Source organism: Burkholderia latens (assembly GCF_001718795.1).
GTDB classification, from domain to species: domain Bacteria; phylum Pseudomonadota; class Gammaproteobacteria; order Burkholderiales; family Burkholderiaceae; genus Burkholderia; species Burkholderia latens_A.
In genome coordinates this window covers 1,794,005-1,809,049 of sequence record NZ_CP013438.1, presented here as the reverse complement: position 1 = coordinate 1,809,049, position 15,045 = coordinate 1,794,005, and the positions used below count along the sequence as shown (strand labels likewise).

Below are 15,045 nucleotides of genomic sequence, written 5' to 3'. Positions count from 1 at the left end.
CAAAAAACAGTTTGGAGACTCCATGTTGTCGAATCACGCCAGTCAGAATGCCCGCCCGAAATCCCGTTTCGCGCTCGGCGCCGTCACCGTCGCGAGTGCGACCTTGTGGTGCGGCGCCGCGCATGCGCAAAGCAGCGTCACGCTGTACGGCATTGCCGACGTCGGCATCGAGCACATCAACAATACGAGTACCGGCGGCGCTCAGACGCGCGAAGCGTCGGGCAATCTGTCCGGTTCGCGCTGGGGACTGAAGGGCGTCGAGGATCTCGGCGGCGGCATGAAGGCCATTTTCCAGCTGGAAAACGGCTTCAACATCAATGACGGCACGACCGCGCAGTCGACGAAAGGCCTCGGTTCGAACGCCGCCACGACGTCGCGGATTTTCGGCCGGCAGGCGTGGGTCGGGCTGTCGTACCGCGGTCAGCAGTTGACGTTCGGCCGCCAGAACTCGCTCTTCTACGAACAGGCCGTTGCGTTCGACCCGATGGGCGCGTCGTCGCGATACTCGGTGCTGTCGCTCGACTACGCGGCGGCCGCGCGTATCGACAATTCGGCGAAGTACACCGGCGTGTTCGGTCCGGTGACCGCGCAGGCGATGTACAGCACCCGTTACGACACCGGGTACGGCGCCGAGGTGCCGGGCGCGCAACTCACCGGCCGCTTCTTCAGCGGCGCGCTGAGTTTCGCGCAAGGACCGCTCGCCGCAAGCGTGTCGTACGAGCAGCGCAACAGCAACACCGTCGCGACGAACACCGGCACCGAGCGTCGCGCGACGGCGGCCGCGTCGTATGCAATCGGACCGGTGAAGGGATTCGCCGGCTATCGCTACCTCCACGCGTCGAACGCGTTCCTGCCGGCGAATCCGATTCGCGTCGCGAACGGCGCCGAAGCCAGCGCGGCGAACCTGTACTGGGCCGGCGCGCAATACGCGGTGTCGCCGGCGTTCGTGGTCACGGCAACCGCCTATTACCAGGACGTGCATTCGACCAGCGCCGATCCGTGGCTCGCCGTGCTCTGTGCGGACTATCTGCTGTCGAAGCGCACCGATATCTATGCGACGGCGGGCTTTGCGCGCAACAAGGGCGGCTCCGCGCTCGGCGTGAACGGCTATGGCACGGTCGCACCCGATCACAACCAGACGGGCGTGGTGATCGGCATGCGCCAGAAGTTCTGAGGCGAGCGCGATGCAGACCGTTCACGCACCGCATCTTCCCGTCCGGCCCGAGTGGCTCGCACTGCGCGACGAGCCGGCACTCGAACCCGCGCTTGCGATCGTCGACGCCCATCATCACCTGTGGGACCGCCAGACCGGGCGTTATCTCGCGGACGAGTTCGGCGCGGACGTGCGCAGCGGGCATCGGGTCGTATCGACGGTCTATGTGCAGTGCCGCTCGATGTTGCGCGCCGGCGGGCCGGATGCGTTCAAGCCGGTTGGCGAAGTGGAATTCGCGACAGGCGTCGCCGCGATGTTCGCAAGCGGCGCATACGGCCCAACGCGCTGCTGCGAGGCCATCGTCGGCGGCGCCGATCTGTCGCTCGGCGCGGAACTCGATGCAGTGCTCGACGCGATGCTGGCGGTTTCGGGTGGCCGGCTGCGCCGGATCCGCAATCCGCTCGCGTGGCATGCGAGCCCCGACGTGCGATCGAGCCCGGTTACGCCGCCGCGCGACCGTATGTCGAATCCCGCTTTCAGGCAGGGCGTGATGACGCTCGGCCGCTATGGGCTGTCGCTCGACGCGTGGGTCTATCACACGCAGCTCGACGACCTGTATGAACTCGCACGCGCATGCGAGAACGTCACCATCGTCATCGACCATTTCGGCGGTCCGCTCGGCGTGGGCCCGCATGCCGGCCGGCGCGAGGAAGTCCATGCGCAATGGAGACGCCAACTCGCGCGTCTGGCCGCGTTGCCGAACACGTGCATGAAGCTCGGCGGCGCGGGCATGACCGTGTTCGGCTCGGACTTCGCCGCGCGCGACCTGCCGCCGTCGTCGCAGGAACTGGCGGCGGCGTGGCAGCCGTATTTCGACACGTGCGTCGAACTGTTCGGCGTCGATCGCTGCATGTTCGAGAGCAACTTCCCCGTCGACAAGGGGATGTTCAGCTATCGCGTGCTGTGGAACGCCTTCAAACGCCTTGCGTCCGCGATGTCGGCCGACGAAAGGGCCGCGCTGTTCAGCCGGACGGCTGCATCGACGTATCGCATCGCGATTCCCGGAGACAACCCATGAAGACGACTGCAACCTTGGCGACACCAGAGATGGAATCCGCAGCCGCTGAAAAAGGCCTCACGCGCGTGACCGGTACCGAGTGGCGTTCGCTGTCGCTCGCGGGGCTCGGCTGGATGTTCGAGAGCTACGACTCGTTTCTGCTTTCGCTGCTGCTGCCGACGCTCGCGCTGCAGTTCGGATTGAACAAGGCGCAGCTCGGCATTTTCACCAGCGTCACGGCGGCCGGACAGATCGTCGGCGGCATTCTGTTCGGCTTCGGGTCGGACCGGATCGGGCGCGTGCGCACCGCACTGCTCTGCATCGGCATCTACTCGCTTTTTTCCGGCCTGATCGCATTTGCGCCCGACGCGCACTCGTTCGCCGCGTTGCGCTTTCTCGGCGCGCTGGGCATGGGCGGCACCTGGACCGCCGGCGCGGCGCTCATTGCGGAAACCTGGCATTCGAGCCGGCGCGGCAAGGGCGGTGCGCTGATGCAGATGGGCCTGCCGGTCGGCGCGATTCTCGCGATCGCGATCTCGGGCATCGTCGGCGCCGCGCATGGCGGATTGACCGGCGACAGTTGGCGTCTGCTGTTCCTGATCGGCGCGTCGCCGTTCTTCATCCTGTTCTGGGTCGCGCGCAAGACGCCGGAATCGCCGATCTGGCTCGAGCGCAGAAACGCGAAGGCACAGGGCCGCCAGCTCGACACGGCAGGTCGCGAGAAGCTGAACGTGCGTGGACTTTTCACCGCTTTCTGTTTCATCTTCTTTCTGCAGTACCTCTACTGGGGTGTATTCACGTGGACGCCGACGTTCCTCGTCGCGGTGAAGCACCTCGATTTCGTGCATAGCCTGAAGTTCGTGCTGGCGCTGCAGTTCGGCGCGATCGCCGGGTTTCTGCTGTTCTCGGCATGGGTCGACCGGCTCGGCCGGCGGCCGATGTTCCTGGCCTATCTGCTGGTCGGCGCGATGGCCGTCGGCGTGTATATCGTGTCGGCGAATCCGTTGCTGCTGATGACCGCAATCTTCCTGACCGGCTTCAGCGTGAACGGCATCTTCGCGGGCGCCGGTCCGTTCCTCGCGGAGATCATCGGCAACACCGCATCGCGCGGGTTTTTCATGGGCCTCGCGTACAACGGCGGCCGGCTCGGCGGCTTCATCGCGCCGTTGATCATCGGTGCGCTGGCGTCGACGTCCGGAGGCTTCGTGCTCGGGCTCGCGACGACGATCGTCGCGTTCATCGCCGCGGCCGCGGTCGTGCTGTTCGCGCCCGAAACCCGCGGAAAGGCGCTGTCATGAACGTGGCAACGCAAGCGGGTTGGGTGAACAGGCTGTTTCCAGCGCTGACGGAGGCATCGCTGCGGCGTTATCTGAGCGGGCAGGTCGCGTCGGTGCTCGGCAGCTGGACGCAAAACGTCACGCTCAATCTGCTGATCTATCACCTGTCCGGCTCGGCGGCGATCCTGGCGCTGCTCAACTTTCTGCTGTACGGGCCGCAGCTGATCGTCGCGCCGGTGGCGGGGTCGCGCATCGGCTCGGCCAACGCGCGCCGAGTGACGCTATGCGTGCTCACGACGTCGCTGGTGCTGACGGGCAGCCTCTTCACGTTGTCGCTCCTCGGCATGCTCGGGGTGAAGCTGATCCTTGCGCATGCGCTCGCGATCGGCGTGTCGAGCGCGGTGGAGACGCCTGCGCGGCAGGTGCTGCTGCTGACGAGCCTGCAGGACGCCACGCATACCTCCAATGCGGTCGCGATGAACACGATGGTCTACAACGTCGGGCGCATGGTCGGCCCGACCATCGCCGGATTCGTCTATCCGGCGCTGGGGCCGAGAACGTCGTTTGCCATCTACGCGCTCGCGCTGTGCTTCATGGCGGCGTGCGTGCGGTCGATCCGGGCCGCGCCGGTGAATCGCCCGGCGCGCGCGGAGAGCGGTTTGCGCGACGCGGTCGGCTACGTGCTGTCCGACGTGTTCTCGGCGCGCTATCTGCCGATTCTCGCGTGCATCGGCCTGTTTGCCGGCAGCTACCAGACGCTCGTGCCGCTGCTCGCGGACCAGGGCTTTCACGACGCGGCGCGCTTTACCGGCGTGTTCTTCGCCTGCGCCGGCGCGGGTTCGTTGAGCGCGGCGGTGCTGCTGTCGTCGGCGTGGGGGCCGCGCGCGTCGCACCGGTTCATTGCGTATGCACCGTGGACGGCAATCGGCGCGCTGGCCGTGCTGGCTGCGACGACCGATGCGGCGGGATCGATTCCCGCGTTCTATGCGCTCGGCTTCAGCCTCACGTTCGCGGCCACGTCGACGAACGCGACCATTCAGCGCCGGTGCCCCGAACACGTGCGCGGCGGGCTCGTCGGGATGTACGGCATGGCCTACAACGGCACGATGCCGTTCGGTTATCTGCTCGTCGGCAGCGCATCCGAGGCGCTGGGCGTGCGGCACACATTCGCGGCAATGGCCGTCGTGCTCGCCTGCGGCGTCATTTCGATCATCGCGTGGCAACGGTTCACGGGAACGCGCTCAGGCGCACAATAAACGGAGACAACATGCAAGTCGGTTTCATGGAAACGTCCGCGATCGAGCGCCGGACCGTACGAAAGGTCGTCTGGCGGCTCATTCCCTTTTTGATGATCTGCTACCTGCTTGCCTTCATCGACCGGGGCAACGTCGGGATGGCGTCGTTGCAGATGAACCAGGACCTCGGGATGTCGGCGAAGGTCTTCGGCTTCGGAAGCAGCCTGTTCTTCATTTCATACTTCTTTTTCGAAGTGCCGAGCAATCTCGCGTTGCAGAAATACGGCGCACGGATCTGGATCGCGCGGATCATGATCACGTGGGGCATCGTGTCGGCGGCGACCGCGCTCGTGCACAACGCGACGTCGTTCTACGTGCTGCGCTTTCTGCTGGGCGCCGCCGAAGCGGGCTTCTTCCCGGGCGTGCTGCTCTATCTGTCGTACTGGATTCCCGCGCAGTATCGCGCGCGGATCGTCGCGACGTTCATGGTCGCGATTCCGGCCGCGAGTTTCATCGGTTCGCCGATCTCCGCGCTGCTGTTGCAGATGGACGGCGTCTGGGGCCTGCGTGGCTGGCACTGGCTGTTCATCCTCGAAGGCATTCCGACCGTGCTGCTCGGCGTCGCATGCCTGTTCATGCTGACGAACAAGCCGGAGAACGCGAAGTGGCTCGACGACGACGAGCGTGCGTGGCTTTCGGGCGCGCTTGCCGCCGGCCACAAGACACGCAAGAAGGTGCCGTCGCTCCCGCTCGCGCAGCTGTTCCGCAATCGCTACGTGCTGTGCCTCGCGCTCGTCGACACGTGTGCGTCCGCGGCAGGCAGCACGCTGTCCGTGTGGCAGCCGCAACTGCTGAAGTCGTTCGGCCTGACCGTCATGCAGACGGGCCTGCTGAATTCGGTGCCGTACGCGGTAGCCTCGGTGCTGATGGTCTACTGGGGCCGGCGCTCCGACCGCGTCGGCGAACGGCGCTGGCACACGGTCGTGCCGATGCTGCTGATCGGCGTGGGGCTGTTCGCGACGTCGCTGAGCGGATCGCTGCTCCCGACGATCTGCATGCTCTGCGCAGTGCTGGTCGGCGCGTATTCGTTCAAGGGGCCGTTCTGGGCGCTCGCGACCGACATGCTGTCCAACAGTACCGTGGCGGCCGGTCTTGCGACGGTCAATGCGATCGCGAACCTGCTCGGCGGCGGGCTGATGGTGAACGTGTACGGATGGGTCAAGTCGGCGACGGGCAGCTACGCGCTGGCATTGATGCCGCTCGCGATCCTCACGCTCTTGAGCGTCGCGACGCTTTTGCTGCTCACGCGCAATCATGCGTCCGACAAGCTGGTCGGCAAGACGGGGACCATCTGATCATGGCGCGGATGGCGAGACGCGGGTTCCTCAGGATCGCGGGCGCGACGCTGGCTTCGGCGGCATTGCCGATGGGGGCCGCCGCCGACGAAACGTGGTCGAGCGGCAACGAGCAGCCTGCGTTTCGGCTGCCAGTCGGGGCGATCGACTGTCACATGCATATCTATGACGACCGGTTTCCGGTTGCGCCGGGCACGACGCTGCGGCCGCCGAATGCGACTGTCGAGCAATACAGGCGCCTGCAGACGCGTATCGGTGCGAAGCGCAGCGTGGTCGTGACGCCGTCGACGTACGGCACCGACAATCGCTGCACGCTCGCGGCGATCGCACAGTTCGGCGACGCCGCGCGCGGTGTCGCGGTGGTGGACGGCACGGTGAGCGACGACGAACTTCGGATGCTCGATCGCGGCGGCATCCGTGCGATCCGGTTCAATCTCAGCTATCCGGGCGCGACGACGCTCGACATGCTTGCGCCGCTCGCCGCGCGTATCGCGAACCTCGGGTGGCATATCGAGCTGGTGGTTCAGGGCGCGCGGCTGCCGGAGCTGGAGCCGCATCTCGCGGCGCTGCCGTGTCCGCTCGTCATCGACCATATCGCGCATGTGCCGCAGCCCGGCGGGCTGGCGTCGGCCGCGTTCGGTACCGCGCGGCGCCTGGTCGAAAAAGGCAATACGTGGATCACGTTGTCGGGACCGTACGTCGACAGCAAGACGGGTGCGCCCGCGTACGACGACGTCGCCCCGGTCGCGAAGGCGCTGATCGCGATGGCGCCCGAGCGCATGCTGTGGGGCACCGACTGGCCGCACCCGACGCAGAAGACGGACAAGCCGGACGACGCGAGCATGCTGGACGTGATCGCCGGCTGGATCGGGCGTCCGGACTGGCAGCAACTGATATTCGTCGGCAACCCCACGAAGTTGTACGGGTTTGCATAGCGCGGACGAGGCGATGCGAACGCGAGAGCACGCGATCGGGAAGGCGCGAGCGTCAATTCACGCGCCCCGCATCGTCACCCCCCGGCGTCACCACGCGATATGGCAGGACGACCGCGCCGTCCCCGCACCGCCGGTCGCCGTGCAATGCGACCCTGCGCCGTCGTCGTAGAACGTCCGCGTCTCCGGTTGAGGCACGGACGGATCGTACGGATTCGTCGTGCTGCGCGGGCCGCGCGCGGGTTCGAAGGGGCGCGTCGGCGCGTACGAATTCCCGCCGCCATGCGCATGCGATCCATTGGCTCTCAAATACTCGTTCCAGTTCAGCTCGCGCTGTTCGTGTCGCGGCAACGCACGGCCGAAGCTGTCGCGACCGCCCGCGCCGAGTTCAACGCGATTCGGCGGCCACGCGGAATCGCGAGATCCATGTGCCGCTGAAGGCAGCGGCACGAGCGTATCCCCGGAAACACGCAGCGGCCGCGTATCGCGCGTATCGAACGGACTGCGTTCGACGGGCGCCGCGTACTGGATAGGCCGCGTCGAGTTCTTCACCGTGTGCCAGTCATCCGGGGCCAGAGCGCGGCGTTCCGAACGAAACACATTGGCACTGCGCGAACGATCGACCAGCGTGTCGCTGGCGCAAGCATCGACAGCAGAAACAGACAGCGCGCACGCAAGCGCGGCGGCGCGGGACAAACGGTGAAGATGATTCATCGGCGACTCAAAGCAGGTGATGTGCAATGACAAAAACGGCAGATCACTGGCTGGCGGTTCGGCGACGGACGGGCGTCGGAGCGGCGACGAAGCGGGGCCGACGCGACGGAGGGAAGGCTGGCTGGATTGCTGAAGCGAATTCGTATTATTTCATAAAACCAACATATTGCTTTCTGTCGTGGTGCGCATGTCGGCAAATAGAAGGTTTTGCGGGCACGGCGGAGTGCCCCGTTGTGGGGCGCTTCGCGTGAATCATCAGTTGATTGATGCCAGACGATCCGGCGACGGACGATCCAGCGATCGCGCACGGCGACACGAAACATCCGCCGCAGCCAATGCCGGCGGGCACGAGCGCCGCAAATCAGTCCAAAATCGCAACCCGATTGCACCTGCCGCAAACGCTGACTCACGCGTGCGGTTGCTCCCGGGTCGCCCTTCCGGGACGCCAAGTTTCTCCGTGTTTTCCCTCGGTATGCCGGCATTTTTGACAGACGATTTAAAAACGCCCATATAATTTCGACTGCCTTGCCAACGGCTGTCGGACCATCCCTCCGGACGAGCAGTTGGCAAGCGGGGCAGGCGAAACGCTTGCGCAATGCAAGACGCATCACGATGTCTTTCCGAACCAGACGTCCCCTTCGGGGACTGCAAGAGCCGGGCCCCGCTACGCATCATCCATCCGCAGGTCCGTCTTCATGTGTCTCGGGCGTGTCCCATGTTCTCGCCCCGGGTGCTGTTCGATTGCGCAAGTCATGCCGCCTTTGCCCGTATGACTAAACAACATCGAGGAGCTCCCAGATGACGCTGTCCCGTCTTACGTCCATTTCCGTCGCCGCCGTGCTGTTCGCCGCCGGCGCCGCCGCCGCGCAAGCGGAAACCGTGAAGATCGCCATCGCTGGTCCGATGAGCGGCTCGGTCGCTCAATACGGCGACATGGTGAAGGCCGGCGCGCTGACCGCGATCGAACAGATCAACGCGGCCGGCGGTGCGGGCGGCAACAAGTTTGAAGTGGTGATGATGGACGACGCATGCGAACCGAAGCAGGCGGTCGCCGTCGCCAACAAGATCGTCAGCCAGAAGATCAAGTACGTGATCGGCCACGTGTGCTCGGGTTCGACGATCCCCGCATCCGACATCTACGAAAACGAAGGCATCGTGATGGTCACGCCGTCGGCCACCGCGCCGCAGCTGACCGAAGGGAAGAAGCGCCACTTCATCTTCCGCACGATCGGCCGCGACGACCAGCAGGGCCCGGCCGCCGCGCATTACATCATCAACAACGTGAAGCCGAAGAAGGTCGCGGTCCTGCACGACAAGCAGTCGTACGGCCAGGGCATCGCGTCGTCGGTGAAGAAGGACCTCGAAGCAGCGAAGATTCCGGTCGTGCTGTTCGAAGGCATCAACGCCGGCGATTCGGACTACTCGGCGATCATCACGAAGCTGAAGTCGCAAGGCGTCGATTTCGTCTACTTCGGCGGCTACCACCCGGAAATGGGCCTGCTGATGCGTCAGGCGCGCGAGCAGGGCGTGAAGGCGACCTTCATGGGGCCTGAAGGCGTCGGCAACAAGGACGTGACGGCGATTGCCGGCCCGGCTTCGGAAGGCATGCTCGTCACGCTGCCGGCCGACTTCTCGGCCGACCCGGCCAACGCGGCGCTCGTGAAAGCGTTCGCGGACAAGAAGCGCGACGCGAACGGCCCGTTCCAGATGCCGGCGTACGCAGCGGTGAAGATCATCGCCGACTCGATCGCGGGCGCGAAGACGACGGACCCGACGAAGGTCGCCGCGTACATGCACAAGACCACGTTCGACACGCCGATCGGCAAGGTCGCGTATGACGCACAGGGCGACCTGAAGGCGTTCAAGTTCGTCGTCTATACGTGGCACAAGGACGCGACGAAGACCGCCGCCCGGTAATAACGAAGTACCCGCCCGCGCACCCGCCCTGTCCGCGAACCGGACGGGGCGCGTGCGCATTTGGCCGCGCATTCCCCGTGCACGGCCAACGAGGGCGGCCCGAGACGACACCGTGCGTTGCGCGCGGCCGAACGCCGTGATCCGGCGACGGCATGCGCGCCAACGCCAACGGGAGCTTCCCGCACATGACTGACTTCTTTCCTCAATTCGCCCAGCAGCTGGTCAACGGCCTGACGCTGGGTGCGATCTATGCGCTGATCGCCATCGGCTACTCGATGGTCTACGGCATCATCGGCATGATCAACTTCGCCCACGGCGAGATCTACATGATCGGCGCATACGTGGGCCTCGTGACGCTCACAGCGATCGGCGTGTCCGCCGGCTACCCGTTGCCGCTCGTGCTCGGCGCCGCGCTGATCGTGTCGGTGATCGTTACCGGCCTGTACGGCTTCGCGGTCGAACGCGTCGCATATCGCCCATTGCGCGGCGGTCCGCGCCTCGTGCCGCTGATCTCCGCGATCGGCATGTCGATCTTCCTGCAAAACTACGTGCAGATCGGCCAGGGCGCGCGCGACGTATCGGTGCCGGTGCTGATCTCCGGTGCGTTCGACATCCATCTCGGCGGCGACTACGACGTGACGGTTCCGTATGCGCGTCTGCTGATCGTCTGCGTGACGATCGTGCTGATGACCGCGCTCACGCTGTTCATCTCGCATTCGCGGATGGGCCGCGCGTGCCGCGCGTGCGCGGAAGACATGAAGATGGCGAACCTGCTCGGCATCGACACGAACCGCGTGATCTCGTTCACGTTCGTGCTCGGTGCGATGCTGGCCGCCGTCGGCGGCGTGCTGATCGGGCTGACGATCGGCAAGCTGAATCCGTACATCGGCTTCGTCGCAGGCATCAAGGCGTTCACCGCCGCGGTGCTCGGCGGGATCGGCAGCATTCCGGGCGCGATGCTCGGCGGCGTGCTGCTCGGACTGGCCGAAACCTTCGCCGCAGGCTACATGCCGGCCGAGTACAAGGACGTGGTCGCGTTCGGCCTGCTCGTGCTGATCCTGCTCTTCCGCCCGACCGGCCTGCTCGGCAAGTCGGACATCGAAAAGGTCTGAGGGAGACGCAGATGAGTCAAGTCATTTCCGTTCGCCGCCCGGCCGCCGACGCATCGATCGGCCAGGCGCTGAAGAACGCGGTCGCTGCTGCGCTGCTGACCGCGGTCCTCACGATTCCGGTGCTCGGCCTGCAGCTGAAGCTCGACGGCTATCAGGTGGTGCTGACGCCGCATTGGCGCCCGGTGTGGATTGCGGTCGCGGCCGTGTTCCTGTTCCAGTTGTTCAAGCCGTGGCTGATGCGCGCGAAAGCGGCCGTGAAGCTGCCGGCGGCGCCGACGATGGGCGCGCGGCAACAGCGCGCGATCATCTGGGTGCTGCTCGCGGTCGGCCTCGTGTGGCCGTTTTTCGGCTCGCGCGGCGCGGTGGACGTCGCGACGCTCGCGCTGATCTACGTGATCCTTGGTCTCGGGCTGAACATCGTGGTCGGCTTCGCGGGGCTGCTCGATCTCGGCTATGTCGGGTTCTACGCGGTCGGCGGCTATACGTACGCGATGCTGAACCAGTATTTCGGGCTGACGTTCTGGGAGTGTCTGCCGATCGCGGCGATCGCGGCGGCGACGTTCGGCTTCCTGCTCGGCTTCCCGGTGCTGCGGCTGCGCGGCGACTATCTCGCGATCGTCACGCTCGGCTTCGGCGAAATCATCCGTCTGCTCGCGAACAACCTGACGAGCCTGACCGGCGGCCCGGACGGCATCTCGAGCATTCCGAAGCCGACGGTGTTCGGCTTCGAGATGGCGCGCTCGGCGAGCGTCGAAGGCGCGAAGACCTTCCATGAACTGATCGGGCTGGAATACAGCGGCGAGCACATGGTGATCTTCCTGTACCTGATCGCGCTGGTGCTGGTCGGCTTCACGCTGTTCGTGACGAGCCGCCTGATCCGCATGCCGATGGGCCGCGCGTGGGAAGCGCTGCGCGACGACGAGATCGCGTGCCGTTCGCTCGGCCTGAACCCGACGCGGATCAAGCTGTCGGCGTTCACGCTCGGCGCGGCGTTCGCGGGGATCGGCGGCGCGTTCTTCGCCGCGCGCCAGGGCCTCGTGAATCCTGAATCGTTCACTTTCATCGAATCGGCGCTGATCCTCGCGATCGTCGTGCTCGGCGGGATGGGTTCGCAGCTCGGCGTGATTCTCGCGGCGATCCTGTTGACGGTGCTGCCGGAGGTCGCGCGCGGCTTTGCCGAGTACCGGATGCTGATCTTCGGTCTGGTGATGGTGTTGATGATGATGTGGCGTCCGCAGGGCCTGCTGCCCGCGAGCCGCCCCCACGTGGAGCTGCCGCAATGAGCGCGAATGCAGAACTGTTGAAGGTCGCCGGGCTGCAGATGCGCTTCGGCGGGTTGCTCGCGGTGGACGGCATCGATTTCGACGTGCGCCGCGACGAGGTGTTCGCGATCATCGGGCCGAACGGCGCGGGCAAGACCACGGTGTTCAACTGCGTCGGCGGCTTCTACAAGCCGACCGGCGGCGACGTCGTGCTCGACGGTCACGCGATCGGCGGGCTGCCGAGCCACAAGATCGCGCTGAAGGGCCTGGTACGCACGTTTCAGAACATTCGGTTGTTCAAGTCGCTGACGGTCGTCGAGAACCTGCTCGTCGCGCAGCACCGCAAGGTGAAGTCGGGGCTGCTGCCGGGCCTGTTCTCGACGCCCGCGTATCGCCGCGCCGAAAAGGAAGCGCTCGAACGCGCAGCCGTATGGCTCGACCGGATGGGGCTGACGTCGGTTGCCAACCGGCCGGCCGGCACGCTGTCGTACGGGCACCAGCGGCGCCTGGAAATTGCGCGCTGCATGATCACCGAGCCGCGCCTGTTGATGCTGGACGAGCCGGCGGCCGGTCTCAACCCGCAGGAAAAGATCGAGCTGCAGCACCTGATCGACAAGCTGCGCCGCGAGTTCGGCGTATCGGTGCTGCTGATCGAGCACGACATGAGCCTCGTGATGGGCGTGTCGGACCGCATCCTCGTGATGGAGCACGGGCGGCCGATCGTGATCGGCACGCCGGAAGCGGTCCGCAACGACCCGCGCGTGATCAAGGCGTATCTGGGGGAAGAGTGATGCTGAAGCTGGAACAGGTCCATACGCACTACGGCGCGGTCGAAGCGCTCGCGGGCGTGTCGATCGAGGTGAACAAGGGCGAGATTGTCACGCTGATCGGCAGCAACGGCGCCGGCAAGACGACGCTGATGATGACGGTATGCGGCGCGCCGCGCGCGTCGTCGGGCCGCGTGCTGTTCGAGGGCAACGACATCACCGCGATGTCGACGCACCAGATCATGCGGCAGGGGATGGCGATCTCGCCGGAAGGGCGGCGCGTGTTCCCGAGCCTGACGGTGCTCGAGAACCTGAAGATGGGCGGCTTCTTCGCGAGCCGTCACGAGATCGACGACGGCATCGAGCACGTGTTCAAGCTGTTTCCGCGCCTGAAGGAACGCGCGACGCAGCGGGCCGGCACGATGTCGGGCGGCGAACAGCAGATGCTCGCGATCGGCCGCGCGCTGATGAGCAAGCCGCGCCTGCTGCTGCTCGACGAGCCGACGCTCGGTCTCGCGCCGCTCGTGATCGCGCAGATCTTCGACATCATCCGGACGATCCGCGACGAAGGCGTCACGGTGTTCCTCGTCGAGCAGAACGCGAACAAGGCGCTCGGCGTGGCCGATCGCGGCTACGTGCTCGAAACGGGGCGCGTGGTGCTGGCCGACACGGGCGCGAACCTGCTCGCGAACGACCGGATCAAGCAGGCGTATCTCGGCGGTTGATCGAACGGAAGCTGCGGGCCTGCAATGGGCCGGCGGCTTTCTTCCGCGGTGTGCGGATGCGTCGGTACGACGGCCGCCCTGCCGTCCGCGCAGCGGAGTCGCAGCCGGTCCTGCATCAACGTGCTCGTGCATCGCCGGGCGGCGACGGCGAACCGGGCATGCACGCGTTCATGCGTGCAATGCCAGCCCCTTTACCGCCTTGTCGACGGCCTTCTTCGGCCCGTGCAGCGCCAGGCCGACCAGATCCGGGTGGTCCGCATCCTCGGCGCGAAATGCTTCGCGGTTGGCCGCGTCATGGCCGGTCGAGAACATCGCGCGCACGTACGGCACGATCGTCAACTCGCGCGACAGTGCCTGCCGGTGCGCGGCCTGCAATCCGTTCAGATCGGCCGCGAACACCAGCATCGGCTGGCCGAGCATCCGGCCGTAGCGGCGGCCGGCCGCATCCTCGTAAGGCTCGCCGAGCGCCTCCGGCGCCCCGGCGGCGACGCCCGTCGCGAGAAACGCGACGACATTGAGTTTCTGCCACGCGGCGAGATCGTCGCGCACGATCAGCGCTACCTTCGTATCGAACATGCTTGCTCCTGGTTGGAGCGCTCATGATCGGATGCCGCGCGCGATCAGTCTGGAACGTTTGTGCAGAGTTGCCGGTACGCGGCCGGCGTGATCCGGTATGCGCGGCGGAACCAGCGGCCGAGGTGGCTCTGGTCGGCGAAGCCGACGTCGGCGGCTACCTGAGCCGGCGTGCGGCCGGCTGCCAGCAGCCGGCGTGCCGCGCGCAGTCGCATGCGCACGAGGTACGCGTGCGGCGACGTGCCGAACGCGCGCTGGAACATCCGCGTCAGCCGGAACCGGTCGATGCCGGCGACGCTCGCGAGTTCGTCGAGGCCGACGTTGCCGTCCATCTGTTCGTGCAGCAGGTCGCGCACCCGCGCGATCGCGGGCGGCACGGCATTGCTTTCCGGCGCGAGCGGTTTGCCCAGCTGGCTGCCGAGACGCATCAGCAGGCGGTCGAGCGTCTGGTCGCGCGCGAGCCGGCCTTCGTTGTCGTGGATCGCGAAGAACGCATTCCGGATCGCGTCGACGAGGCCGCGATCGTCGACGAGCGTATGGCCGAACGTGGTCTCGACGCTGCCGAGGCCCGGCAGCCCGAGCCGGCGCGCGGCGCGCTCGACCCACGCCTGCGGCAAGTAAAGCATCCCGTACGTGAAGCCGCCGGCTTCGGGCGCATGACCGTCGTGCATCGCGCCCGGCTCGATCAGGATCGCGCGGCCGGGCACGCTCGTATGGAGCGAACGGTGGCACTGGAAGCGTTGCACGCCGTGTTCGGTGAAGCCGACCAGCATGTCGTCGTGATCGTGCGGATCGTACGCATGGCCGCTGAAATGCGCGCGCAGACTTTCGATCCCCGTTTCCGCGTCGCGGCGCGCCTGAAGCCAGTGCCCGTTCGTGCCGTCGTCGTTCGCCGCGCTTGCCATCGCTTGCCTCGTTGCCCGAAGTTGCCTGCCGGATAGTGTACGCAGATCGCGGGCGCCCGGT

The 15,045-nt window shown here is 66.2% G+C and carries 13 protein-coding genes; 11 read left to right on the top strand and 2 right to left on the bottom strand.

Features of this window, described 5'->3' with window-relative positions; genetic code table 11:
- Nucleotides 1-22: 22 nt before the first annotated feature.
- From WK25_RS27330 to WK25_RS27275, 11 genes are all read left to right on the top strand, one after another.
- Nucleotides 23-1,174: a porin gene (locus WK25_RS27330; RefSeq protein WP_059544475.1), complete on the top strand. Its 1,152-nt coding sequence runs from the start codon at nt 23-25 to the stop codon at nt 1,172-1,174.
- A 10-nt stretch (nt 1,175-1,184) separates the two neighbouring features.
- Nucleotides 1,185-2,231 carry an amidohydrolase family protein gene (locus tag WK25_RS27325; RefSeq protein WP_069243259.1) on the top strand — a complete coding sequence of 349 codons (1,047 nt, stop codon included), beginning with the start codon at nt 1,185-1,187 and terminating at the stop codon, nt 2,229-2,231.
- Nucleotides 2,228-3,508, top strand: a complete 1,281-nt coding sequence (locus WK25_RS27320) for an MFS transporter (protein ID WP_069243258.1) — start codon at nt 2,228-2,230, stop codon at nt 3,506-3,508. Before WK25_RS27325 ends, WK25_RS27320 begins: the two co-directional genes overlap by 4 nt.
- Nucleotides 3,505-4,743, top strand: coding sequence for an MFS transporter (locus tag WK25_RS27315; protein ID WP_069243257.1), 1,239 nt, complete (start codon nt 3,505-3,507; stop codon nt 4,741-4,743). Before WK25_RS27320 ends, WK25_RS27315 begins: the two co-directional genes overlap by 4 nt.
- A gap of 11 nt (nt 4,744-4,754) precedes the next feature.
- Complete coding sequence (locus WK25_RS27310) at nt 4,755-6,077, top strand: MFS transporter (protein ID WP_069243256.1); 1,323 nt, start codon at nt 4,755-4,757, stop codon at nt 6,075-6,077.
- Between the two features lie 2 nt (nt 6,078-6,079).
- Entirely contained in the window at nt 6,080-7,012 is a 933-nt protein-coding gene (locus WK25_RS27305) for an amidohydrolase family protein (RefSeq protein WP_069243255.1), read from the top strand.
- Between the two features lie 1,509 nt (nt 7,013-8,521).
- On the top strand, nt 8,522-9,640 hold the full coding sequence (locus tag WK25_RS27295; RefSeq protein ID WP_040140699.1) for a branched-chain amino acid ABC transporter substrate-binding protein: 1,119 nt from the start codon (nt 8,522-8,524) through the stop codon (nt 9,638-9,640).
- Between the two features lie 185 nt (nt 9,641-9,825).
- Nucleotides 9,826-10,752: a high-affinity branched-chain amino acid ABC transporter permease LivH gene (livH, locus tag WK25_RS27290; protein WP_069243253.1), complete on the top strand. Its 927-nt coding sequence runs from the start codon at nt 9,826-9,828 to the stop codon at nt 10,750-10,752.
- Nucleotides 10,753-10,763: 11 nt separating this feature from the next.
- Nucleotides 10,764-12,035 (top strand): high-affinity branched-chain amino acid ABC transporter permease LivM, encoded by a 1,272-nt coding sequence (locus WK25_RS27285; RefSeq protein ID WP_040140694.1) that lies wholly within the window; start codon nt 10,764-10,766, stop codon nt 12,033-12,035.
- On the top strand, nt 12,032-12,805 hold the full coding sequence (gene livG, locus WK25_RS27280) for a high-affinity branched-chain amino acid ABC transporter ATP-binding protein LivG (protein ID WP_040140691.1): 774 nt from the start codon (nt 12,032-12,034) through the stop codon (nt 12,803-12,805). The genes WK25_RS27285 and livG overlap by 4 nt, the downstream gene beginning before the upstream one ends.
- Nucleotides 12,805-13,506 carry an ABC transporter ATP-binding protein gene (locus WK25_RS27275; RefSeq protein WP_040140689.1) on the top strand — a complete coding sequence of 234 codons (702 nt, stop codon included), beginning with the start codon at nt 12,805-12,807 and terminating at the stop codon, nt 13,504-13,506. The genes livG and WK25_RS27275 overlap by 1 nt, the downstream gene beginning before the upstream one ends.
- Nucleotides 13,507-13,674: 168 nt before the next feature.
- On the opposite strand, the gene WK25_RS27270 is transcribed toward WK25_RS27275, so the two are convergent.
- Together WK25_RS27270 and WK25_RS27265 are read right to left on the bottom strand one after the other, a co-directional pair.
- Nucleotides 13,675-14,082 (bottom strand): DUF2000 domain-containing protein, encoded by a 408-nt coding sequence (locus tag WK25_RS27270; protein WP_040140687.1) that lies wholly within the window; start codon nt 14,080-14,082, stop codon nt 13,675-13,677.
- 44 nt (nt 14,083-14,126) lie between these two features.
- Entirely contained in the window at nt 14,127-14,984 is an 858-nt protein-coding gene (locus WK25_RS27265) for an AraC family transcriptional regulator (protein WP_069243252.1), read from the bottom strand.
- Between the last annotated feature and the right edge of the window lie 61 nt (nt 14,985-15,045).